Annotated in this window: 17 protein-coding genes; 13 read left to right on the top strand and 4 right to left on the bottom strand. The window is 36.7% G+C overall.

The genetic code is table 11. The features are described from left to right. Positions 1-73 precede the first annotated feature (73 nt). From KQI83_RS03070 to KQI83_RS03080, 3 genes are read left to right on the top strand one after another with little or no spacing between them, the layout of a single operon-like run. On the top strand, positions 74-1726 hold the full coding sequence (locus KQI83_RS03070; RefSeq protein ID WP_216554673.1) for an RNA polymerase sigma factor: 1653 nt from the start codon (positions 74-76) through the stop codon (positions 1724-1726). 31 nt (positions 1727-1757) lie between these two features. After that, the gene (locus tag KQI83_RS03075) at positions 1758-3557 is read left to right on the top strand and encodes an ABC transporter ATP-binding protein (RefSeq protein ID WP_216554675.1); all 1800 of its coding nucleotides are present in this window, start codon (positions 1758-1760) and stop codon (positions 3555-3557) included. Then, positions 3554-5335 (top strand): ABC transporter ATP-binding protein, encoded by a 1782-nt coding sequence (locus KQI83_RS03080; RefSeq protein ID WP_216554676.1) that lies wholly within the window; start codon positions 3554-3556, stop codon positions 5333-5335. The genes KQI83_RS03075 and KQI83_RS03080 overlap by 4 nt, the downstream gene beginning before the upstream one ends. Positions 5336-5420: 85 nt before the next feature. Here the strand turns inward: KQI83_RS03080 and htpG are convergent, their stop codons facing one another. Next, on the bottom strand, positions 5421-7481 hold the full coding sequence (htpG, locus tag KQI83_RS03085) for a molecular chaperone HtpG (RefSeq protein WP_216554677.1): 2061 nt from the start codon (positions 7479-7481) through the stop codon (positions 5421-5423). A 315-nt stretch (positions 7482-7796) separates the two neighbouring features. On the opposite strand from htpG, the gene KQI83_RS03090 reads away from it, so the two are divergent. Genes KQI83_RS03090 through KQI83_RS03100 form a run of 3 tightly spaced genes read left to right on the top strand, consistent with a single transcriptional unit; the run spans position 7797 to position 10781 of the window. Beyond that, entirely contained in the window at positions 7797-9143 is a 1347-nt protein-coding gene (locus tag KQI83_RS03090; protein ID WP_216554678.1) for an MATE family efflux transporter, read from the top strand. Between the two features lie 58 nt (positions 9144-9201). Then, on the top strand, positions 9202-9783 hold the full coding sequence (locus KQI83_RS03095) for a CDP-alcohol phosphatidyltransferase family protein (RefSeq protein WP_216554679.1): 582 nt from the start codon (positions 9202-9204) through the stop codon (positions 9781-9783). 11 nt (positions 9784-9794) lie between these two features. Continuing rightward, entirely contained in the window at positions 9795-10781 is a 987-nt protein-coding gene (locus KQI83_RS03100; protein ID WP_216554680.1) for a Gfo/Idh/MocA family protein, read from the top strand. A gap of 109 nt (positions 10782-10890) precedes the next feature. Here KQI83_RS03100 and KQI83_RS03105 read toward each other — a convergent pair whose 3' ends face one another. Beyond that, entirely contained in the window at positions 10891-11121 is a 231-nt protein-coding gene (locus KQI83_RS03105; RefSeq protein ID WP_216554681.1) for a hypothetical protein, read from the bottom strand. A gap of 248 nt (positions 11122-11369) precedes the next feature. Between KQI83_RS03105 and KQI83_RS03110 the strand changes: the two genes are divergently transcribed. Next, a complete protein-coding gene (locus KQI83_RS03110; protein WP_216554683.1) occupies positions 11370-12761 on the top strand; it encodes a LuxR C-terminal-related transcriptional regulator in 1392 nt (463 codons plus the stop codon). Positions 12762-12775: 14 nt separating this feature from the next. Next, positions 12776-14437, top strand: coding sequence for an InlB B-repeat-containing protein (locus tag KQI83_RS03115; RefSeq protein WP_216554685.1), 1662 nt, complete (start codon positions 12776-12778; stop codon positions 14435-14437). Positions 14438-14522: 85 nt separating this feature from the next. On the opposite strand, the gene KQI83_RS03120 is transcribed toward KQI83_RS03115, so the two are convergent. Further along, entirely contained in the window at positions 14523-18788 is a 4266-nt protein-coding gene (locus KQI83_RS03120; RefSeq protein ID WP_216554687.1) for a 2-hydroxyacyl-CoA dehydratase, read from the bottom strand. 270 nt (positions 18789-19058) lie between these two features. On the opposite strand from KQI83_RS03120, the gene KQI83_RS03125 reads away from it, so the two are divergent. From KQI83_RS03125 to KQI83_RS03145, 5 genes are all read left to right on the top strand, one after another. After that, positions 19059-19493 (top strand): LysM peptidoglycan-binding domain-containing protein, encoded by a 435-nt coding sequence (locus KQI83_RS03125; RefSeq protein WP_253295478.1) that lies wholly within the window; start codon positions 19059-19061, stop codon positions 19491-19493. 109 nt (positions 19494-19602) lie between these two features. Beyond that, complete coding sequence (locus KQI83_RS03130) at positions 19603-20442, top strand: FUSC family protein (protein ID WP_216554689.1); 840 nt, start codon at positions 19603-19605, stop codon at positions 20440-20442. Between the two features lie 212 nt (positions 20443-20654). Beyond that, a complete protein-coding gene (locus tag KQI83_RS03135; protein ID WP_216554690.1) occupies positions 20655-22328 on the top strand; it encodes a glutamine--tRNA ligase/YqeY domain fusion protein in 1674 nt (557 codons plus the stop codon). Between the two features lie 30 nt (positions 22329-22358). Further along, positions 22359-23213, top strand: coding sequence for a DUF2225 domain-containing protein (locus KQI83_RS03140; protein WP_216554691.1), 855 nt, complete (start codon positions 22359-22361; stop codon positions 23211-23213). 146 nt (positions 23214-23359) lie between these two features. Next, on the top strand, positions 23360-24265 hold the full coding sequence (locus KQI83_RS03145; RefSeq protein ID WP_216554692.1) for a hypothetical protein: 906 nt from the start codon (positions 23360-23362) through the stop codon (positions 24263-24265). 107 nt (positions 24266-24372) lie between these two features. On the opposite strand, the gene KQI83_RS03150 is transcribed toward KQI83_RS03145, so the two are convergent. After that, positions 24373-25596, bottom strand: a complete 1224-nt coding sequence (locus KQI83_RS03150) for an argininosuccinate synthase (protein ID WP_216554693.1) — start codon at positions 25594-25596, stop codon at positions 24373-24375. Positions 25597-25598: the final 2 nt, after the last annotated feature.

A 25598-nucleotide genomic window follows, 5' to 3' on the forward strand; every position in this document is an offset into this window, starting at 1 on the left:
TTTAATTTTTTCCTAACCAAGTGAAAAAAACACCGACTATATATATGAAAAAACGTTTTTAGGAAGAATGAGTATGCATACAAAAGAGTTATTAGAACAATTAAACCAAGAGTTGTTGGACAAACTCTATGGTTTTTCTTATCCTAGATGTCAGAATCAGCATGAGGCAGAGGATTTATGTTCAGAAATCATGGTACAATTAGTAAAATCCATTCAACGGGGAATTCAAGTTGAAAAATTTGAACCCTTTTGTTGGAAAGTTGCACGAAATGTGTATGCTGATTTCTGTGAAAAAAGAAAAAAACAGCAGATGTTGGTAGTAACCCAAGAGGAGTTTGAACAACTACCGATGGTGCAGGTAAATCCAGTAGAAGATTACCTGACCGATAATCAGGAAAAAGAGCAAATGGAAGAAATCATGCATCAGATAGCATTTCTCGGAAAGATGTATCGGGAGGTTATGGTGCAATATTATCTGGAAGAAAAGAAAGTTTCAGAAATAGCCCAAAATCTTGGAATTTCAGAGACTACAGTAAAACAAAGATTGTTTGCAGCCAGAAATACCATAAAAAATGAAATGGAACAAGGAAGGAAAAAGAAGATGCCGGTATTATTAAAACCTATTTATATGTTCTTTGAGGGAACCGGAAATCCGGTGGGAAACGACCCAACAACAAAGGCAGAGCGGGTATTGTCTCAGATGGTACTTTATTTATGTCGAAAAGAAGAACAGAAAGCTTCCGATATTGCAAAAAAGTTAGGAATTCCTTTGATTTATATTGAAGATGAACTGGAAATTCTATGCAAAGGGGAAAACGGAACGTATGGATTACTTCGTAAGGTGGGAAAAGATAAGTACCTATCCAATATTATTGTATTAGAAAAAGCAGAATGTCAGGAAATACGAGAAAGTGTATCAGGAGAAATATATGAACTGATTGAACAACTTAAAGTATTTCTTAAGGTACATGGAGAACAAATTTTGGGATTGACTTATTACGGAACAGAATTTGAACTGCCATATATTTTTTGGACAATGGTTGTGGTGTTGGTCTGGAATATGATTCAGCCGGAGTATTTAGAAATTATGGAAAAAGAATACTTCCCCAATGTTTCGGCTCCGGACAGACCGTATACGTCAATCGCAATTATAGGAGGAGAAAATATAGAAGAAGAAATGCGAGAACTTTTCTATGGTGCAGATGGGATTGATGCTAAAAATATCTGTGGTTATCAAAAGGTATCATTTTATAATACCTATGGAAAGCGAGTAGAGGCAAAATTTCATTGCGGAGAAAATATTGCCTTAAATCAAAAGCTATTATTGACAATTCGTTCTGCTAAGGGACTTGCCATAGATAGTCTTACGGAAGAAGAAAAAGAGTATGTAGCTAAGGCAATTGCAGATGGATATATCATAAAAAAAGAAAATATGTTATATCCGGGAATTGTAACGGTACCGGGAAAAACCCATGATGAAATGGTTAAAATAGCTCAGACATTTATTGGGGAAAATATAGACATTTTGAAAAAAATGTATGGAAATCTTGCAAAGAAGATAAAAAAAGTAGTACCGAAACATTTAATCCCGGAGTATAAGATGTTAATAGCAATGGTAAGTTCTCAAATGACAGAAATGGTAATAGAAGAAGGAATTCGACAGGGAATCTTAAGTACACCGGTAGTGAATGGAAATGAAGGAACTCTATTGGTAATAGAAGAGTAAAAGAATAGAAACAGAAAAGCAGGAGGAATTTATGGAAGAAAAGAAGTATAAGACCCTTCCGATGGTAAAACGTTTAATGGTAAATACCGCAGAAAGGGACAAAAAGCAATTTGGGCGCATTGCAGTGTTTACCATTGCAGCAGCTATTTATCCATTTTTAGGAGTATTTTTACCTAAGATTGCCATTGGAATTTTAGAGCAAAATAAAAAAGATGCCGGAAAAACATTGCTTTTGGCAATGGCGGTTTATTTTGTAGTGGCAGGAATACTGGGATTTACCGTTAGTTATCTTCGTCAGGTGATTTCGGTACACAACATGCGAATTCGCATTCACTATTTAGGAGATACTTTCCGAAAACTAACTACCATGGATTATAAATATACCGAGAATGCAAAGTTTTTTGAGGAAAATGAGAGAGCATTAAATGCAGCGAATAACAATGAGGAGGGAATAGAAGGTGTTTCTAACCGACTGTTTCAATTACCGGCAAAAATAATTACCATTGTGGGAATGTTTGTATTGGCAGGAACCTTGAATCCCTGGATTTTGCTGGTATTGATTCTTCATGTATTTGTTACCATGTGGGTGTCTCGTATGAGTCATAATTACAGTTATTCTAAAAAGGAAGAGGAGGCAAAGGCATCTCGTAAGATAAATTATTATTATAGAACAACCCATGATTTTTCTTTTGGAAAAGATATTCGTATCTATAATTTTCGTGACCGTATTTTGAAAAATTATCAGGAAGAAATTAAAGCATTGACGGTTTTAAGAGGAAAGATTGCAGGACGAGAATATTTACTTGGATTTGCAGGGATTTTCACATTGTTACTTACCAACGTAGTGATGTATGGAATATTGATTTATCAGGCATATTACGGAATGCCGATTAGTTCCTTTACCATGTACATTTCTACCATCACAACCCTTATGGCATCTATGTTAGAACTAGGAACAGATGTTACATTTGTTATTAATCAGGGACAATATGTAGGGGACTTTTTCCGTCTTATGGATGAATCATTGATAGACGAAGGTGGAAGTGCTACAAAGCCAAATGAAACATTGGAAATTGTATTTGACCATGTAAGCTTTCGTTATCCCAATACAGATACCAATGTATTTACGGATTTGAACTTTACCATACATAAAGGAGAACGTCTTGCCATTGTTGGAGTAAATGGTGCCGGAAAGTCTACCTTAGTAAAACTGATGACAGGATTGTTTGAACCAACCGAAGGACATATTTATATTAATGGTACCGATATTGGAAATTACAGGAAAAAAGAACTGTATAGTCTGTATTCTGCTGTATTTCAGGATGTAAATATTCTGGCATTTACATTGCGTGAAAATGTAGCATGTAAGTCAGAAAATGTAGATGATGAGCGAGTAAAAACCGCCTTAGAAAAGGTAGGATTGTGGAAGAAAGTAGAAAGTTTTGAAAAAGGATTAGACCAGATGATGTTAAAGGTAATTGATGAAAACGGAACAGATTTTTCCGGTGGAGAACGTCAGAAATTGTCTATTGCCAGAGGGCTTTATAAGGATGCACCAATGGTTATTATGGATGAGCCAACAGCAGCACTGGATGCGTTAGCAGAAGCAGAGATTTATGAAAACTTCAGCAGTCTGGTAGAGGGAAAGACAGCCGTATATATTTCTCACCGTTTGGCAAGTACCAGATTCTGTGACAAAATTGCATTGTTTGACCATGACGGGTTAAAGGAGTATGGAACGCATGATGAATTGATGGAGCGTCATGGAAGTTATTATGAGATGTTTACCGTACAGGGAAAATACTATCAGGAGGAGGCAGAAGCAGTATGAAAAAACTAATACATTTCTTTAAAAGTGTGTGGAGTGTATCTCCGGGATATATTTTTCTTTTGGTAATCTCAGCACTGACAGATGGAGCAAAATTATTTTTGAATGTAATACTGCCAAAATATCTGGTAGATGAATTATTGGGAAACAGAGATGTAAATACCTTATGTTTCTTTGCAATTTTAATTGTTGCAAATAACGTAGGAATGACGTTGTTAGCCAATACCTGGAAATGTTTGATGGCAAAAAAAGAAACCTATGTGAAATACAGCATGAACAAAGTAATGGCAGAAAAAATTATGAATTTGGAATATTCTTACCTGGAAGATCCGTATTATCTGGATTTAAAGGAAAGAGCAGTATTTGCCATTGATAATCAGAATGCCATTGCCATGTTGATTCAGAGTTTCTCAGAGGCATTTAGCGGATTTGTAACGCTGATTGGTTTGATAGCAATTATGGCAACTCTTGGACCTGTATTACTTATTATTCTTGCAATTGGAATTGTAGCAATGCTTTTGATTTCTTCCGGACTTTCTAAGTATTATGTAAAAATGACACAGGAATTGATTCCCATTAACCGCAGATTTGGTTATTATCTGAATCTTGCATGGGATAAGCCATGTCAAAAGGATATCAGACTTTATGATATGGAAAATATGATGGAAGAACGATTGCGTGGATATACCGATGAGACTTGTGACTTATTTGAAAAAATATTCAAAAAAATGGGTTCTACTTCTGGTGGATTAAGTGTTATCAACGATGCAATAGCAGCCATTTGTTATGCTTATGTGGGAATAAGAACCATTTCTACCACATTTGGACCAAAGATTTCCATTGGTTCTCTTACCATGTATGTGTCTGCGGCAATTAACTTTTCTACCTCTGTCATGGCATTTGGACAAAGTGTCATTAGTACCATGCAGCATCTTTCCTTTTTAGATCCATATATGGAATTTATGTCTCTTGAAGAAGAAACTATGGACAAGGGAAAAGAGAAGTTTGAAGGACCGGTAGAAACCATTGAATTTGAGCATGTAACTTTTACCTATCCAAAAGCAGAAAAGCCGGTACTTCATGATATTTCTTTTTCTGTAAAGCGTGGAGAGAAGATTTCCATTGTGGGATTAAACGGTGCCGGAAAGTCTACCTTGGTAAAACTTATTTGTCGTATGTATCAGGCAGACAGCGGTGTTATTCGCATCAACGGAAAAAATATTTACGATTACGATTATCTGTCTTATATGAAGTGTATTGCAGCAGTTTTTCAAGATTATCGCTTATTTAACTTTACCATCGCAGAGAATATTTCCTGCCAGGAAAAGAATGCAGATTTGGAGAAAATCAATCATCTCATTGATGAAGTAGGATTACGTCAGAAAATAGATAACTTAAAAGACGGTGTGCAAAGTCGTTTTGGAAAAGAATATGATGAGAATGGTATTGAAATGTCAGGCGGAGAAGGACAAAAGATTGCTATTGCAAGAGCTTTATATAAGGAATCGTCCTTAGTTATCTTAGATGAGCCTGCCAGTGCCTTAGACCCCATTGCAGAGGCAGAAATCTATGAGAAATTTAACAATTTAGTAGAAGATAAGACGGCAATTTACATTTCTCACCGTATGTCATCTTCTATATTCTGCGATAAAATATTAATTATTGACGGTGGAACAGTAGCGGACTTTGATACACACGAAAATCTGATGAAGAAAAAGGAAAGCTTGTATTATAAGTTATTCCATTCACAGGCAGAAAATTATAAGTTAGAAGAAGTGTGATTCTTAACAGAATAGTATAATTTTTAGAATAGAAAAGAGCGGTAGTATTTCAGAATATCTCGGAAATGCTACCGCTCTTTGGGGGTTATTTTGCTAACAGCATCATAATTTCATTGCTTCGTGCAATGAATTTTGCCATAGCATCTGGAGTTAATGGCTGATTGCCTAACAGAGCTAAGTCATAAAGCTGTTCACAGAACATAGGAACATGTTCGGAGTCCTTATGCTCTAAGATGTATTTTACTAAGTCATTATTGGCATTTAAGACTAATGTGCAATCATTAGCACCAAAGTCCATACCTGCCATACCGTACATCTTCATCATATCCTGCATACGACGACCTTCTTCAGAAAGGGTGATGACAGAAGAGATAGAAGCATTCTTCAGTTTTTCTACAGAAATCTTTAAGTTATCATTCTGCAATGCCTTATGGAAGATTTCGGTTAAGGTTTCGTTTGCTTCTTTTAATTCATCTTCGGAAGTTTCCTCTTTCATCGAGTCTGTTACATCAGCATCGATACGAACAAACTTAATCTTTTCATTTCTACGCTCTAACTGTGTAATGAAAGAAGTATCAATGTTGTGGTCTAAGATAACAGCGTCCATACCTTGCTCTTTGAACATATTGATGTACTGTCCCTGCTGTTTGGTATCTGTTACATAGTAGATAGGTTTTCTGGTATCTTTTTCTTCCGCATTTTCATTTGATTCAGCGTTTGTATTTTCTGCATCTTTGTTCTCAGTGTCTTTATTTTCGGTATCTTCTTCTACCTTCAAGCACTCTGGAAGAGTAAGGTACTTATTATCTAAGTTTTTGAAAAGAATGTAGTCATTCATCTTGTCACAGAATTTTTCATCCTTTAAGCAGCCAAACTTGATGAATGGGCTGATGTCATCCCAGTATTTCTCATAAGTTTCTTTTTCTGTTTTGCACATACCGGTCAGTTTATCAGCAACTTTCTTGGTAATGTAATCAGAAATTTTCTTTACGAATCCATCATTCTGCAAAGCACTTCTGGATACATTCAAAGGTAAGTCCGGGCAGTCGATGACACCTTTTAACAACATTAAGAATTCCGGAATAACTTCCTTGATGTTATCGGCAATAAACACCTGATTGTTATATAACTTAATAGTTCCCTCAATAGAATCGTACTCTGTATTGATTTTCGGGAAGTATAAGATACCTTTTAAGTTAAATGGATAGTCCATATTTAAATGAATCCAGAACAAAGGCTCTTTGTAATCCTGAAATACCTTACGATAGAATGCCTTGTAGTCATCATCGCTACATTCATTTGGATGTTTTGTCCAAAGTGGAGCAGTATCATTTAAGGCAACCGGGCGTTTCAAGATTTTTGCCTTTTCCTGACGAGGAGAAACTTCTACCTGTTCTTTGGTTCCGTCTTCCTTTTCTTTTTCTTCGTATTTTGCTTCTTCTACAATATTTTCAATTACAGTATCTTTTTCAGTTACCTGATCGGCAGGAATGGTTTCATATTCCGGTTCTGCATTTTCTTTCTTTAAAAAGATTGGGGTAGGCATGAAAGAGCAGTATTTTTCAATGACTTCTCTTGCACGATACTCATTGGCAAATTCCAGACAATCTTCATTTAAGAAAAGAGTTATGGTAGTACCAACGGTATCTTTGTTACCATCCTGCATATCAAATTCCGTACCGCCGTCACATTCCCAGTGAACAGGAGCAGCGTCTTTCTTATAAGAAAGAGTGTCAATGTGTACTTCGTCAGCTACCATAAAAGCAGAGTAGAATCCCAATCCGAAATGACCGATAATCTGTTCATCGCTTGCTTTGTCCTTATATTTTTCTAGGAAATCAGTTGCTCCGGAAAATGCAATCTGGTTGATATATTCTTCTACTTCATCAGCAGTCATACCAATACCATTATCTACGAATTTTAACGTTTTTTCTTCTGGATTTACGAGTACCTGAATCTTAGGTTCATAGTCCTGAGGAAGTTCGTATTCGCCCATCATATCCAGTTTCTTTAATTTAGTGATAGCATCGCAACCGTTTGAAATCAATTCACGGTAGAAAATGTCGTGGTCAGAATACAACCATTTTTTTATAATAGGAAAAATATTGTCACTGTTAATGGAAAGGCTTCCATGTTTGTTACTCATTTGTCAACACTCCTTTGGGTTAATTGTTTTTTTATTGTTATGCTTATTACGATTTACAGAGTTTCCACGAACCAAAAATAACTATAAATCATAACTCTCTGAAAAAAATTGTAATACTGCATTTTGTAAAAGTCAATAGAAAATTAGCACTCTTTTACAATGAGTGCTAACAAAATGGCGGAAAGCCAGGAAACTAGCGGGATTATGAAATTATTAAAAGTTTATAAAGTGGAAAAGAGTTGACCGAAAAGCGTTGAGATAGTAAAATAAGAAACGGTTGGTTAGAGTTAGAAAGAGAGGCAGAAAGAGGAGAAAATGGAAAATCAGTTAAAAGGAAGTATGGTAACAGGTAATCCAACAAAGGCATTAATCGCATTTACACTGCCAATGGTAGGAGGAAATCTGTTTCAGCAGTTTTATAATATTGTAGATTCAATTATTGTAGGAAATGTAGTAGGGGAGGATGCGTTAGCGGCAGTTGGAGCATCTACGGCAATTACCATGTTATTTGTTATGGTAGCTATTGGAACAGGAATCGGGTGTTCGGTTGTGGTTTCCCAGTTGTTTGGTGCAAATCAACTTGCCAAGATGAAAACAGCTATTTCAACAGCCCTATTATCCATTCTTGGATTTAGTATTTTGTTAAGTATTCTGGGAATGGCAATTAACAAAGGGATATTAAGACTGATGGGAACACCGGATAATATTTTCCCAGAGGCATCGGCATATTTACAGATTTATTTTTACGGTTTTGTATTCTTGTTCTTGTATAATGCATTTTCCGCTATTTTTAATGCATTGGGAGATTCCACAAAGCCACTGTTGTTTTTAATGTTTTCTTCTATATTAAATATCGGATTAGATTTATTTTTTGTGGCGAAACTTCACATGGGAGTTGCAGGAGCTGCTTGGGCAACCTTGATTTCACAGGCAATTTCAGCAGTACTTTCCTTTGGATTTCTAATGAGTAAGTTAAAAGGAATAGAGACAGAGTACTTTGCAAAGTATGATGTTGGTATGTTAAAACGTATGGTAACAGTAGCAATTCCTACCATTGTTCAGCAGTCTATTGTGTCTGTGGGGATGCTTTTAATACAGTCCGTGGTAAATCGCTTTGGTTCTACTTTTATTGCAGGATATACGGCAGCAGTTAAGATTGATGGGATTGCCATTACACCAATGGTAGCAGTTGGAAATGCAGCATCTACCTATGTGGCACAAAACATGGGAGCAAGAAAACCGGAAAGAATCAGTCAGGGGTACCGAATTTGCCTTACCATGGCAGCGGGAATCGGACTTTTTATTGCAGTAGTATTGCATTTCGCAGGCGAAGAGGTTGTTGGGTTATTTATGGATTCTGCTAACAGTGCAGGAGCAATTTCTATTGGAGCAGAATACTTGAGTATTGTTTCGCTATTCTATTTCATTATGGGAATTATGAACGTAAGCAGTGGAATACTGCGTGGGGCAGCAGATATGAAGTGGTTCTTGGCATGCAGTCTGTGTAATCTGGCTACCCGTGTGGTTCTGTCCTATGCGTTGGCTGGAATAACAGCAGGAAAAATTATTATGTGGGCAAATCCAATCGGATGGTCTGTAGGATTGATAATAGCAGTATTCCGTTACTTCCAGGGGGGCTGGAAAAAGAGAGTGCTGATATAGAAAAAGTTGGTATGGAAAATCGTTATAGTAAAGTGATTCACACAGGAGGTTTGAAAACATGAAGGAAAAGGACAATTCTAAAAAGATAATAACTATTCCAAATGTGTTAAGTTTATTTCGGTTGATATTAGCAGTTGTTTTTCTGGTAGTATATTTACAGGTAAAAGACCAAAAAGGATATTATATTGCATTTGGTATTCTGGTATTATCGGCAATTACAGATGTAATAGATGGAAAAATAGCCAGACATTTTCATATGGTAAGTGATTTTGGTAAGATTTTAGATCCCTTTGCAGACAAGCTGACACAGGGATTCGTTATGCTGGCATTAGTTAGCAGATATCCGGCGATGGTAATAGAAGTGGGGATTTTTGTAATGAAGGAAGCTTACATGTCTTTCATGGAACTTAAGGTCATAAGTACAACCGGAAAAAATAATGGGGCGTTGTGGTTTGGAAAATTAAACACAGTGATTTTATATGGAACATCTATGATATTGATTTTGTTCTATAACATCCCGGTTGTGTTAGCAAATATTTTAATTGGTGTATGTTGTATTTCTATTTTGTTTTGCTTTTATAAATACCATAGGGAGTTTTTACGAATCTTAGCAGAACATGCAAAAAACAAGGAACAGTAAGGAGAAAAGGTATGGGAAAAACGATTAATTGGGCAATCTTAGGAACCGGTGTAGTAGCAAATGAAATGGCACAGGCTTTGAAAAATGCAGGAAAAAAAGTGTATGCAGTAGGAAATAGAACGCATGAAAAAGCCATAGCATTTGCAGAAAAGTATGGAATTGAAAAAGTATATGATGATTTTCATGAGATGTTTTCCGATGAGGAAGTAGATGTAATCTATATTGCGACACCACATAATACACATATAGATTTTATGACAGAAGCATTTTCTTACGGAAAGCATATATTGTGTGAAAAAGCCATTACGTTAAATCGTGAGGAATTAGAAAAGGCAGAAAAACTTGCAAAAGAAAAGCAGGTAGTGCTTGCAGAAGCCATGACTATATATCATATGCCGCTTCACAAAAAGCTGCGTAAAATGGTAGCAGATGGTACGATTGGTGATGTGGAAATGATTCAGATTAACTTTGGAAGCTTCAAAGAATATAATATGGAAAATCGTTTCTTTAACCCAAATCTTGCAGGAGGCGCTTTGTTAGATATTGGTGTGTATGCCATATCTTTAGCAAGATGCTATTTGAAATCCAAGCCTAGTAAGGTGATTTCCATGATGAGAAAAGCACCGAGTGGTGTAGATGAAATGTCCGGTATTGTGATGCAGAATGATGAAGGACAGATGGTAGTAATTTCCTTATCCTTACATACAAAGCAGCCAAAGCGTTGTAACATATGTGGAGAAAAAGGCTATATTGAAATATATGATTATCCAAGAGCAGAAGAGGCTAAGATTGTTTATACAGAAAGTGGAGCGGTTGAAACCATAAAAGAGGGAGAAATGAGCCGTGCACTTCAGTATGAAATGGAGGATATGGAAAAGGCAATTACAGGAAATGACGAAGATATTTTGCTGGACTATACAAGGGATGTCATGGAGCTTATGACAGATTTGCGAAAAGAATGGGAGATGTATTATCCGGAAGAATTACAGGAAAAATAGAAGAGAAGAAAGAATGTGGCTATCGGACTGAGTGATGATTTTCATCAGTGCGATAGCCACATTTGTTATATTAAATGCAAAGTATTCAGTTTGATTTACATGTGCAAACTTATAAATCTAGCATATATAGAAAACTGTTTCTATCAGGATAGACATATGAAATCGGCAAATCTATAGTGTCAATTTTACGAAATCTGGCATTTTCGTAGAACTTGTGTGTTGCATGAGCAACGGAAGGGGTATCCAAAATGATGTGCTCTACGTTTGCTGCTTTAGCAAATGCAATCAGTTTTCGATATAAAGCCAGCCCTACTTTTTGTGAACGAGTTTCTATTTGCATGGGAAAAACCTTCACAATTTTCAATTATTGCTACTTGCATTTTACAGTTTGTAATATACTCCTGTCAAGAAAGTAGTTTTGTTCTTCCAAGTCTGGATGGAAGATTGATAAGTAGAAAACAATGGAAGATATAGGAAAAAAACTAGGAAAACCTTATAATTAGAATAAATGAGATATTTGTCAACTTGATTACATGAGACATTTGTATATAATAAAAATAAGATTTCTTAATGGGAGAGAAGAAACAAATGAAGAAAAGTGTAGATGGGAAACGAATATGGGGAATCATAGAATTAGCTCTGTTTAATTTTATATTTTTAGGAACAGAATATATGTTTGATAATATGATAGCCTACACAACCAATTCAAAAGACGTAGTGTTGGCACAAAGTTATATTCTGGGAATCAGCGTGTTAGGATTTGTTCTTTATCCGGTGATACGAAAGATTTTAGCAAAACGGGCAAAGGAGATTGGCTTTTTTCTTATTTCCACCATTAGTATTGTGTGTATCTTTGTCATGCAGTGTCATACTTCTTACGGGATGACATTGACAGCAGGGTGTATAGGATTTGTATTATTGGGAGTTGTTGGAAGTGCCGTGCATTATTTATTGGCAGTTATTCTTCAAAATGATGAAAATCTGGCAAAGACAGTGGGAATAGCCTATGCAGTGGGATTGTTACTTCAGTTTCTTAATAATAATTTAGTACATAATGATACTGTTGAAGCCATTGTTCTATCAGTGTTTTGGGTAATATTCATTCTGATATTATTAAGACTGGATGACCATGAGCAAATAATGGTAAAAGAGGCAAAAAAAACGTTAAAAAATCCTACAATAGCAGGTGTTATTTTAATAGTAGGAGTAGTGTTGATGACTTGTATATTTGCAACATTAGATAATGCAGTAACGTTGATACATGCAGCGGGAAATGTAGATATTGAACAGTGGCCACGATTACTCTTAGCTGTAAGTGGACTGATAGCAGGAGTATTATTTGATATAAAAAAACGGCGTTACATGAATATCATTATGTATTGTGTCACACTGTTGTCTACCATATGTGTGTTGATTATTGTATCAGGCGGAACATTTTTAATTGGGCTAATAGTATTTTATCTTTCTGCGGGATTTTTTGTTGTGTTTTTTACGACGGGATTTATGGAATTATCTTCTTATATGAAAGTACCACAACTTTGGGCAGGAATGGGACGTGCAATTAATAATATCTGTGCAGGAATTATAGGTACAGCATCTATTTCGCTAATCCAATCTGGAAATAGTATGTTTATAAGTATGATAGCACTTGTTCTATTTGCACTAATTAGTGTGACTATGTTTTTATATGCAGGACAGTTGGAAAAAGAGGATTATCAGGAAGAAAAAACAGAAGTACAAGAGGAAAATGAGAAAGAAAAACTTTGGAAATTTTCCAAAGAGTTTGGACTTACGGTACGGGAGCAAGAAGTACTTCAAGTATTGCTTACCTCAGATGATAGTGTGCAGGAAATTGCAGAGCAACTTTTTATATCAAGGGCAGCATTATATCGACATATTGCAATATTGAATAAAAAAACAGAAACAAAGTCCAGAATAGGGTTAATGCAATTTTATTATGCCTGGAAAAATAAAAAATGATAGGAGATGGTTTTATGAAACAAAAAAGAAGGAGAATGGCGTGGATACTTTCTATGGTTATGATATGCTCTCTGTTTATGGGAAGTGTTCAGCTAAAGGCAGTAGCAAAAGGTGTGGGGACAACATTTACAGTAAACATAACGGATACCACAAATACATCAGGAAATCTGGTAGAGTATATGCTTGATGGAGAAGCGGATTGGAAAACGGCAACTTCTGGAACTTCAATTGATATTAGTGATAAGTCGAATATAACTGTAAAAGTTACCAAAGCAGAAGGAGTTCGAGTATCGGCTACCAGTACAACTTGGGTAGATTGCATGGGTGTGACAGGAAGTGTTGGCCAGAGATTTGATTTAGAAGATGGACAGTCTTATACATTGGGGATTGCATTTACAAAGGATGGTGGAAATAATCCGAATCCAGGAGAAAATCCGGAGCCGAATCCCAATCCACAGACTACCGGATTGAATTTTAGACTTTCTTATCAAAATCAGGCAACTGGAGAAGTTATTTATAAGTTGTCAAATGATGGAATTAATTGGACAAATGAAGAAAAATTAACAAAAAGTAAGGAAAATATTGATTTTGTAACAGATGGTTATAAATATATCTCTATTAGAGTTACAGGAGATTTTTTTGATGGGTACTTTAGAGAGAATGATAGGGGATTAAATATTGACTATAAAGCATTAATTAGCGAAAACGGTCAACAATTTGAATTAAACCCACAGTCTGTATATGAATTTCAGATAGACTTTGACAAGAAAAAGACGATTGTTTGGAGTGAAGATAGTAACTTTGGAGATGATGCTGTTGTAGCAAATGGAACAGTAGATATTTTAAAAATTAATGGTCAGGCTTGCAAGAATGAACAGAATGGAAATGGTGGGTATGTGCAACTTCTGCCGGGAGATGTTGTTACCATTCAGTTAAAACCAAACTATGGATATCAATTAAAAGAAGCATCTTTAAACGGAACAACCATCGTTGCCCAAAATGAGGTTAGCACATTTACATTTACTATGCCAGATACTAATTTGCATTTAGCAGCATTATTTGTAAAAACAGAAGATCAGGTAGATTGTTCTAAGAGTCAAGTGGTACAGAATGTGTCTATTACAAATGGGAAAAATGCGGCAGATAGCGGAAATTTAAAAATGACGGTAGCTGATAACAGTAATTATGCAATCGATGTAACAAGCGCAGTAAATGGAAATTCAGTTACGAAAGTGGCATCCGTAGATCTCACATTGGATAATGTGGTGAGCAAGGGAAATGATACTTATTGGGAAAATAATATTACCGAATTTCAGGACGATATTACTGTAGGTTTAAAATTAGATTCGGCTTCTCTTGCAGATGGAGAGACATATAGTGTAGTCAGAGATCATAATGGTAGTTTGACGGAACTTCCGGTAATATATGATGATTCCACAGGCACTTTATCCTTTGCAACCAATCAGTTTTCTACTTATACGATTGTGAAAAAGCAGGCAACGAAAACGACAATGCCTGGCACAGAAAGGAAAAATAGTGCTGGAATGAAAGCAGTAAAATCCGCACAGGCACCTAAGACAGGAGAGACAACTATTCCATATATGTGGTTTGTTATAGCAGTTTTAAGTGGAGTAGGAGCAGTATATTTTGGTAAGAAGAAAAAGATAGTGAAATAAAATGGAATAGGAATAAAGAAACTCCTCTGGATGTGTTATGTTAATGATAATGAACACATTCAGAGGAGTTTTATATTATCTGAGTTTATACATCTGCTTCTTCTTGTATTTTAGCTAAGTTCTTCTGTGCAGTAGAAAGCATTAACTTAATACGGTTCAACTGGTTTACTTCAGAAGCACCCGGGTCATAGTCAATGGCTACGATATTTGACAGCGGATACTGATGACGTAACTCCTTGATAACACCCTTTCCAACAATGTGGTTTGGCAGACACGCAAATGGCTGTGTACAAACAATGTTGTTGGTTCCTGTATGAATCAATTCTAACATTTCTCCGGTTAAGAACCAGCCTTCACCTGTTTGGTTTCCGTGAGAAACGATTGGTGCAGCATACTTTGCCAGTGTTTCAATATGAGCTGGTGGATCAAAATGTTTACTCTTTTCAAATTCGTCTCTGGCAGCACTTCTTAACCACTCAATTGCCTTAATTCCGAGGTTTGCAGTACGGGCAGAAGATTTCTTCATACCTAAGTTCTCTGCTTTGAAATTGGTGTTGTAGAAGCAGTAGAGGAAGAAGTCTGTAAGGTCAGGAACAACTGCTTCAGCACCTTCTGCTTCCAGTAATTCTACCAGATAATTGTTTGCAGCTGGTAAGAATTTAACCAGAATCTCACCTACCACACCGACTCTTGGTTTTTGAATATCCAGCATAGGAAGATTGTCAAAGTCACGAATGATTTCACGACAGTAACGTTTAAACTTCCGATGAGAAAGCATTTTTGTGGTAGATACAAAGTCAATACATTTCTTTTTCCATTTTTCATGAAGAGCATTAGCAGTACCAGGAACAGCCTCGTAAGGGCGAGTACGGTACAGGCAACGCATGAAAATATCACCAAATACTAAAGCATAAAGACCATGCTGAATCAATGGGATAGTGAGCTTGAATCCCGGGTTATCTTCCAAACCACTTAAGTTAATGGAGATAACAGGAATATCCGGGTATCCGGCTTTTTCCAATGCACGGCGGATAAATCCAATATAGTTAGAAGCACGACATCCACCACCGGTCTGGGAAATGATAATCGCGGTTTTGGTTAAATCATATTTGCCGGATAATACTGCATCCATAATCTGTCCAACGACCATTAAGGACGGATAGCAGGCATCATTGTTAACGTAACGTAAACCGATGTTGACAGCATCTCTACCATCATTGTCAAGCACCTCCAGATTGTAACCGGCAGCCTGGAAGGCAGGTTGAATCAATTCAAAGTGAATTGGAGACATCTGTGGGCAGAGAATGGTATAATTTTTTCTCATTTCTTCGGTAAATACTACACGGTTGTAGTTAGAAGGAACAATGGTACGCTTGGTATGTTGTTTTTCCTTTACACGAATAGCGGAAAGGAGAGAACGAATACGAATGCGCGCAGCTCCTAAGTTATTTACTTCGTCGATTTTCAGGCAAGTGTAAATCTTTCCTGATTTGGATAAAATATCATTTACCTGATCCGTAGTAACAGCGTCTAATCCACAACCAAATGAGTTAAGCTGAATTAAGTCTAAGTCATCTCTTGTTTTTACAAAATTAGCAGCAGCATAAAGTCTGGAATGATACATCCACTGGTCCATAACAATCAAAGGGCGTTCCACTTTCTGTAAGTGGGAAACCGAGTCTTCTGTTAAAACTGCAATACCATAAGAAGTAATAAGTTCCGGAATACCATGATTGATTTCTGGGTCTACATGATAAGGACGTCCTGCTAAAACGATTCCTCTGTGTCCGGTTTCTTCCATGTATTTTAAGGTTTCTTCTCCCTTACGGCGAATATCTTCGCGCATATCTGCCAGTTCCTGCCATCCGGCATCTACAGCAGCCTTTACCTCGGCAGCCGGAATAGAGAATTCTTTTTCAAAAACAAGCTGTAACTGTTTGGTTAATGCATCCTTATTACCAAAGGACATAAATGGATTCAGAAAACGCATTTGACCGGAAGTAATCTCATCTACATTGTTCTTAATATTTTCTGCATAAGAAGTTACAATCGGACAGTTATAGTGGTTGTTTGAGTCAGGAAACTCATTTCGCTCATAAGGAATACATGGATAGAAAATAAAGTCTGCATGATTCTGTATAAGCCAGGATACATGTCCGTGTGCCAATTTTGCAGGATAACATTCAGATTCACTAGGAATGGATTCAATACCCATTTCGTAAATCTTTCGTGTAGACTGCGGAGAGAGCAGTGTACGGAATTTTAAGTGTTTAAAGAAAACAGCCCAGAAAGGATAGTTTTCATACATATTTAACACTCTTGGAATACCAACAGTTCCACGGACTGCTTCCGTTTCAGATAACGGTTCATAATCAAAAATACGTTTATTCTTGTATTCAAACAAGTTTGGAATCTGTTCTTTGTTCTTTTCTTTGCCAAGACCACGTTCACAACGGTTACCGGTGATAAACTGACGATTACCGGAGAAACGGTTGATAGTCAAAAGACAGTGGTTGGTACATCCCTGACAACGTACTAATTTTGTATCTACTTCCAGATTTTCGATTTCCTCAATAGAAAGCATAGTAGTAGCAGGATTATCTTCAAAACGTTCTCGTGCGATAAGTGCGGCTCCAAAAGCTCCCATGATACCGGCAATATCCGGTCTTACGGCTTCACAACCGGAAATTTTTTCAAAACTTCTAAGTACGGCATCATTATAAAAAGTACCACCCTGTACTACAATGTGTTTTCCAAGGTCACTGGCATCTGCTACTTTAATAACCTTAAATAAAGCATTCTTAATAACAGAGTAAGCAAGTCCCGCAGAGATATCGGAAACCTCAGCTCCTTCTTTCTGTGCCTGTTTTACCTTAGAGTTCATAAATACAGTACAACGGGTTCCGAGGTCGATAGGATTTTTCGCAAATAAGGCTGCCTGTGCAAAATCTTCTACGGAGTAGTTCAAAGACTTGGCAAAAGTCTCGATGAAAGAACCACATCCGGAAGAACAGGCTTCATTTAACTGAACACTGTCTACGGTCTGATTTTTAATCTTAATACATTTCATATCCTGACCACCAATATCCAGGATACAATCTACATCCGGATTGAAGAATGCAGCAGCATAGTAGTGTGCAACGGTTTCAACTTCGCCATCATCCAGCATAAAGGCTGCCTTTAATAAAGCTTCACCATAACCAGTGGAGCAAGAATGGACAATATGAGCCTTTTCCGGTAATAAGTCGTAAATCTCACGAATGGCAGTTGTTGCGGTAGCAAGTGGATTTCCGTTATTACTGCTATAAAAAGAATAGAGTAAAGAACCGTCTTCCCCAACTAATGCAACTTTGGTAGTGGTAGAACCAGCATCAATTCCAAGGTAACAGTTGCCTTCATAAGTAGAAAGGTCACCGGTTACTACATGATGTTTGCCATGGCGTTTGGAAAAACTGTCATACTCTTCTTGAGAAGCAAACAGTGGTTCCATACGTTCTACTTCAAATTCCATATGAATATCAGAGGAAAGTTTGTCCAGAATCTCATCTAATTCCATAGTAACTTCCGGCTTGCAGTTTAAGGCAGAACCGATAGCAGCAAAAAGATGGGAGTGGTCCGGTGCAATTACATGTTCATCATCCAAATTTAAAGTACGGATAAAAGCCTTCTTCAATTCAGAAAGAAAGTGAAGAGGACCACCAAGGAAAGCAACATGTCCACGAATTGGTTTTCCGCAGGCAAGACCGGAAATGGTCTGGTTTACCACGGCTTGAAAGATAGAAGCAGACAAATCTTCCTTAGAAGCACCTTCATTAATCAATGGCTGAATATCTGTTTTGGCAAATACACCACAACGCGCAGCGATTGGGTAGAGTGCCTTATAATCTTTTGCATATGTATTAAGTCCAGGCGCATCTGTCTGAAGCAGGGATGCCATCTGATCGATAAAAGAACCGGTACCACCTGCACAGATACCATTCATACGTTGTTCTACATTACCACCTTCAAAGTAAATAATCTTGGCATCTTCTCCACCAAGCTCAATGGCAACGTCTGTCTGAGGAGCATAGTCCTGTAATGCTGTTGAGACAGAAATAACTTCCTGTACAAATGGAATTCCAAGGTGTTTTGCTAAGGTAAGTCCGCCGGAACCGGTAATTACCGGAGCTAAACGTAGATTACCAACTGCCTCCTTCGCCTTAGACAGTAAGTCAGAAAGTGTTTCGCGAATATTAGCAAAGTGTCGCTCATAATCAGCAAACAACATTTCATTTTGTTCGTTTAAAACAGCAATTTTTACGGTAGTAGAGCCAATATCAATGCCCAACTTGTGTAAATTTTGATTTTCCATAATATAACCTCCAACACTCAAACTGGCAAGAATATGCAGTTGAGCTATGTTTACAAAGTGTAAAAATATCATGTTTCTACCTATTTATATATCATAGTAGAAATCAAACAAAGTTTATTATACGACAGGAACTTACAAAAAACAATTTATTTCGTATTTTTTTATAGAATGTTTAGATTTTCTCTTGTCCAATATATGCAGTATATGCGAACATAGAACCGTTTTGGAGAAACAGAATATAATATGCTAAAAAGAAAAGTGGAGAATGTTATGGCAAGAGAAACTGGAAATATTCCAATTGGTCCGATTTATATGGGAAGAACCTGTAGGGGAATGGTACATGTAATTGAAGATGGAGATACACTTTATAATTTAGGGAAAAAATATCATGTAAGTGTAACGCAACTGATGTTTGCAAATCCCTATGTAAATGTATATAACCTTCAGGTAGGGGATGAATTGTGCATCCCAACCCGCATGCAACCAAGAAACGATATGCAACCAAGAAATGATATACAGTCAAGAAATGATATGCAGTCAAGAAATGATAATGATATGCGCACAAGACAGAATATGCAGCCGGAAGATGAAAGACGAATGAGAGACGAGGAACGCATGAGAGAAGATATGCGCATGAGAGAAGATATGCGCATGAGACAGAATATGCAGCCGGAAATAAATTCATATGAAGAAGGGGAAGAGTGAATTTATAAACTTTTTATGAAACAGTAATCGGTTTCGTTGACAAAGTTTTTGGCAAAACCTATAATAATACCTATATGAAAAATGAATGAAAAGACAAATGAGGTGTATTATGAAATTCTTAAATAAAATGGAGCGAAAATTCGGAAAGTATGCCATCCAGAATTTGACATTTTGGTTGATTGGATTTTATGTTTTGGGCTATATTATTGAGTTTACAATGCCAAATGTAGTTAGTTACTTAACATTGGAGCCATATTACATTATGCATGGAGAGGTTTGGAGATTAATTTCATGGATTCTGATACCGCCATCTACCAGTATGATTTTTTTAATTTTTATGCTAATGTGTTATTATTTTATCGGGATATCAATCGAAAGAGTCATCGGAACATTTCGATATAACGTGTATATGATTGGTGGAATATTGCTTACCGCTATTTCAGCTATGGCATTATATGGAATCAATTATTGGATAACAGGTAAATTATTAATTGGTATTGGAGGCTATTATAGCACAAATTATATCAATATGTCTTTATTCTTAACATTTGCGGTGTTATTTCCAAATGTTCAATTTCAATTATATTTCTTAATCCCAATTAGAGCAAAATGGATGGGATTGATAGAATTTATCTGGGCTGCGTTTTCCTTTATCAGTGGAAATTTAGCAGAAAGAGTAGCTATTTTAGCATCACTGGCAAACTTTTTGATTTTTTACCTAAGTACCAGAAATTATAATAGAGTATCACCAAAGGAAATTCATAGAAAACAGGTGTATCGGCAGCAAATGCGTCAACCACAAGGAGTTACCAGACATAAATGTGCGATTTGCGGAAGAACAGAAAAGGATGGAGACAATTTAGAATTTCGTTTTTGCTCAAAATGTGAGGGAAACTATGAATATTGTCAGGAACACTTGTTTACGCACCAACATATAAAGCGTAGTTAAAAAGGGTCATCCATTGACAAACAAGATATAAAATTTTATAATGGACATAATTGGTAAAAGACTGTTTTCCAACAGTCTTTTACATTTACGCGAGTAGCGAAGAAAATCGAGTGCTTGCATGAAGATTTGAAGAGTATCGCGATAACTTGAGAAACTCGCAAAGCGTGTTTCTCATAGTTTTTTAAAAATGTGCAGGACCAGGAGGAACACAAATGGAAAACGAAGTAGTTTCCAAGAATTTTATTGAACAGATTATTGAGGAAGATATCAGGGAAGGACATTGTAAGACGGTAAAGACCAGATTTCCACCGGAACCAAACGGATATCTTCATATAGGACATGCTAAGTCTATTTTATTAAATTATGGGTTAGCTCAGAAATATAACGGACAGTTTAATATGCGTTTTGATGATACCAATCCAACAAAAGAAAAAGTGGAATTTGTAGAATCAATCAAAGAAGATATTAAATGGCTGGGCGCAGACTGGGAAGATAGATTGTTCTTTGCCTCTGACTATTTTGACCAGATGTACGAGGCTGCGGTAAAGCTGATTAAAAAGGGAAAGGCATATGTTTCTGATTTGACAGCAGAAGAAATTCGAGAATATCGTGGAACATTAACAGAGCCGGGAAAAGAAGACCCAAATGCAAATAGAAGTGTAGAAGAAAATTTACAGCTTTTCACAGAAATGAAGGATGGAAAGTATGCAGATGGAGAAAAAGTATTAAGAGCAAGAATTGATATGAGTTCTCCGAATATCAACATGAGAGATCCGGTTATCTATCGTGTGGCACATATGACACATCACAGAACCGGAGATAAGTGGTGCATTTATCCTATGTATGATTTTGCACATCCAATCGAGGATGCTATTGAAGGAATCAGTCATTCTATTTGTACCTTAGAGTTTGAAGACCACAGACCTTTATATGATTGGGTGGTAAGAGAGTTAGAATATCCAAATCCACCAAAGCAGATTGAGTTTGCAAAACTGTATCTTACCAATGTAGTAACCGGAAAGCGTTATATTAAGAAATTGGTAGAGGATAAAGTGGTTGACGGATGGGATGATCCAAGATTGGTATCTATTGCAGCATTACGAAGAAGAGGTTTTACACCAGAGTCTATTCGTAAGTTCGTAGAGCTTTGCGGTATATCTAAGGCTAATAGTTCTGTGGATTATGCTATGCTTGAGTACTGTATTCGTGAGGACTTGAAGTTAAAACGTTCTCGTATGATGGCAGTATTAGATCCGATTAAATTAGTAATTGATAATTATCCGGAAGGACAAGTAGAATATTTAGATGCAGCAAATAACTTGGAAAATGAGGAACTGGGAACACGTCAGATTCCATTCTGCCGTGAATTATATATTGAACGTGATGACTTTATGGAAGAGCCACCTAAGAAATATTTTAGATTATTCCCGGGGAATGAAGTGCGTTTGATGCATGCTTATTTTGTAAAATGTGAAAGCTTTGTAAAAGACGAAAACGGAAATATTACAGAAGTACATTGTACTTATGATCCGGAAACAAAGGCAGGAAGCGGATTCACAGGACGTAAGGTAAAGGGAACCATTCATTGGGTACCGGCACCATATGCAAAGAAGTGTGAAGTACGTTTGTATGAAAATTTAGTAGACGAGGAAAAGGGAGTATACAATAAAGAAGATGGAAGCCTGAATGTGAACCCAAATTCCTTAAGAATACTAAATAATTGTTATGTAGAACCTGCATTAGCAGAAGCAAAAGCATATGACAGTTATCAGTTTGTGCGTCAGGGATTTTTCTGTGTGGATGCAAAAGATTCCAAACCGGATGCATTGGTATTTAATCGTATTGTATCATTAAAGAGCTCTTATAAGCTCCCTACTCAGAAATAGTAGGGCGTAACACCAAAGGAGGAAAATATCATGAATTTATTTTCAGGATTAGAGAAATTTGGATTGAATCCAACAGAGTCTATGAATCTGTTTGAAGAAGAGAAAAAGGAAGCAGCAAAAAAAGTTGCAGGTGAAAAAGTAGAAGAAAAAATTCCGTCAGAAGAAGAATTTATCTTAGAAAAAAGCGTACGTTGTAAAGTATGTGACAACGTATTTAAGACAAAAATGATTAAGAACGGAAGAGTAAAAAGACTTGAGCCGGATAAGGATTTACGCCCAAGATTTCAGTATATTGATACATTAAAGTATGATATTACTTCTTGTCCGACTTGCGGTTATACTGCAATGAATCGTTATTTTGACCAGTTATCTTCTGCGCAGGCAAAGTTAATACGTGAAAATATCAGCGCAAAGTTTCATAAGAATGAGGAGCCGGAGGTAGCAGTATATTCCTATGATCAGGCAGTAGATCGTTATAAATTAGCATTGATAAATACAATGGTAAAAAAAGGAAAAGACAGTGAGAAAGCATATACTTGTTTAAAAATTTCATGGTTATTAAGAGGAAAAGGCGAAACAATGCCGGAGAGTACACCAGAAGAAAAACAGTTAAAGGCAGAATGTAAGAAGGAAGAAGAAGCATTTTATCAACAGGCATTTGAAGGATTTATGAAAGCAACTGCCAAGGAAATGTATCCAATGTGTGGTATGGAACAAAGTACAGTGGATTATCTGATTTCTTATATGGCATATCATTTTGGAAAATATGAAATTGCTTCTAAGTTCCTTGCAAGTGTACTGACTTCAGCAGCAGCAAGTCGAAGAATGAAGGATATGGCATTAGAATTAAAAGAATTAATTATTGCACAACTGAGAAAAAAATAAGCTTGATATAGGAAAGAGTCCGCTGGTCGGACTCTTTCGCACACAACTTAGTAGGTTGCGTATTCTTAGAGAATGCGAAAAGACATATAGCTTGACTGTAAGACATATAATAAGCAAAGGTTTGTAATAGAAAATGGAGGTAATCTATGAGAAGACATATAAAGCTTTGGGCAACAGGAGTAGCAGTTGTGCTTACCATGGGTATGCTGACAGGTTGTACCAGTAAAGAACAGGAAAAGGCAGCTGCAAAGTATCAAAAAGAAGCAGAAAACTATGCAGCCGGAAATAATTATGAAGCTGCACAAAAATCAATGAAAAAAGCATTAGAACAGACACCAAAGGATGCAGATTTAAAAAAGGCGGCAGAAAAGCTTGATAAAGAGGCAAAAGAAAAAGCTGCTTATACCAAAACAATGGAAGCAGCAATTGCGGCAATAGAGGCAGACGATGCAAAAGCATTAAATGAATTGCAGGAAAGTGATGCCGGAAAAGCATTGGCAGATATGATTGGAAAAGAAGGAAGTTATATTTATATGCCGGAAGGTGGAACCAATGGAAAAGGAATCGGTTATTATTCTTTTGCGGACTGTGATTGCAATGAGTGGTATTACGGCGATTATCAAGATGGAGTTCGTGAAGGAACGGGTATTTGGTATTATGTAAACCCGGATATGGCAGATGGAAGTCTGTACAAAGAGGTATATAATGGTGCATGGAGTGGTGATAAGCCAAATGGAACCGGACACCAGTATGTAGCACAGGGAGACAATGTTCAGACGGATCAGGATTTTAATGTAAAAGATGGTTTGTTTGAAGGAACATATCAGATTAATAGTACATTAGATGATGGAACAGCAGTAACAGGAAGTTATACATTGGTAGATGGAAAATATCAGACAATCTCCGATGAAGAATTATTGGCAAATAGCTTTGCGGTTCCGACAGATCCACATCTTGCAATTGCTTTTTTGTATGATGGAACAGGTGCAATTCGTAGTTGCACTATGATATATGCACAGGATGTAACAGAAGGAGTAGCACATTTTCGTTAAGATTAAAATCAAAAGTGAGTGGTAATTTCTAAAAAGAAGCTGTATCAGAATACAGCTTCTTTTTTGCAAGTTTTTCAAATTGTATAGTTATTCTATAACTTTAAATTTTATTTGTTATTCTTTTCCACTTCTGCCATTTTCATAGCTCTTACTTTTAATGGAAGACCAAATAATGTAATAAATCCTTCTGCATCATGGTGGTCATATAAATCACCGGTAGTAAAGCTTGCAAGAGATTCATTGTACAGAGAATATGGAGAAGTAGTTCCGGCTTTGATAATGTTTCCTTTATAAAGTTTGAATTTCACTTCACCGGTTACATATTTCTGAGTAGAGGTTACAAAAGCCTGAAGTGCTTCACGAAGTGGAGTGAACCATTTTCCTTCATATACAACCTGTGCCATTTTGTTTCCAACGTCTTTTTTCATATTCATGGTATCACGGTCTAATACTAATTCCTCTAACTGTTTCTGAGCTTCCATTAAAATAGTTCCACCAGGAGTCTCATAAACACCACGAGATTTCATACCAACAACACGGTTCTCTACAATGTCAACAATACCAATACCATGTTTTCCACCAAGTTTATTTAATTTGCGGATAATATCAGCAACTTTCATTGCTTTTCCATTTAATGTCTTAGGAACACCTGCTTCAAATGTCATAGTAACATATTCAGGTTCGTTTGGAGCCTTCTCAGGAGAAACACCTAATACTAATAAATGGTCATAATTTGGCTCATTTGCAGGGTCTTCTAATTCCAAACCTTCATGGCTGATGTGCCAAAGGTTACGGTCACGGCTGTAGCTGTTATCAGCAGAGAAAGGAAGATGAATACCATGCGCCTTACAGTATTCAATTTCGTCTTCACGAGACTGCATACCCCATTTGTCATCTCTCCAAGGAGCAATAATTTTTAAGTCCGGAGCAAGTGCTTTAATACCAAGTTCAAAACGAATCTGGTCATTACCTTTACCGGTAGCACCGTGGCAGATAGCAGTAGCGCCTTCTTTTCTTGCAACTTCAACTAATTTCTTAGCAATTCCAGGACGAGCCATAGAAGTGCCTAATAAATACTTGTTCTCGTATACAGCACCCGCCTGAACACAAGGGAGAATGTAATTCTCTGCAAAGTCATCAATAATGTCTTCTATGTATAATTTAGAAGCACCGGATAATTTCGCACGTTCTTCCAAACCGTCTAATTCTTCTTCCTGTCCGCAGTCGATACAACAGCAGATAACCTCACAATCATAATTTTCCTTTAACCATGGAATAATGGCAGTAGTATCCAAACCACCGGAATACGCTAAAACTACTTTTTCTTTCATTT

Origin of the sequence: Roseburia sp. MSJ-14 (genome assembly GCF_018918225.1) — a bacterium.
Lineage (GTDB): Bacteria > Bacillota > Clostridia > Lachnospirales > Lachnospiraceae > Petralouisia.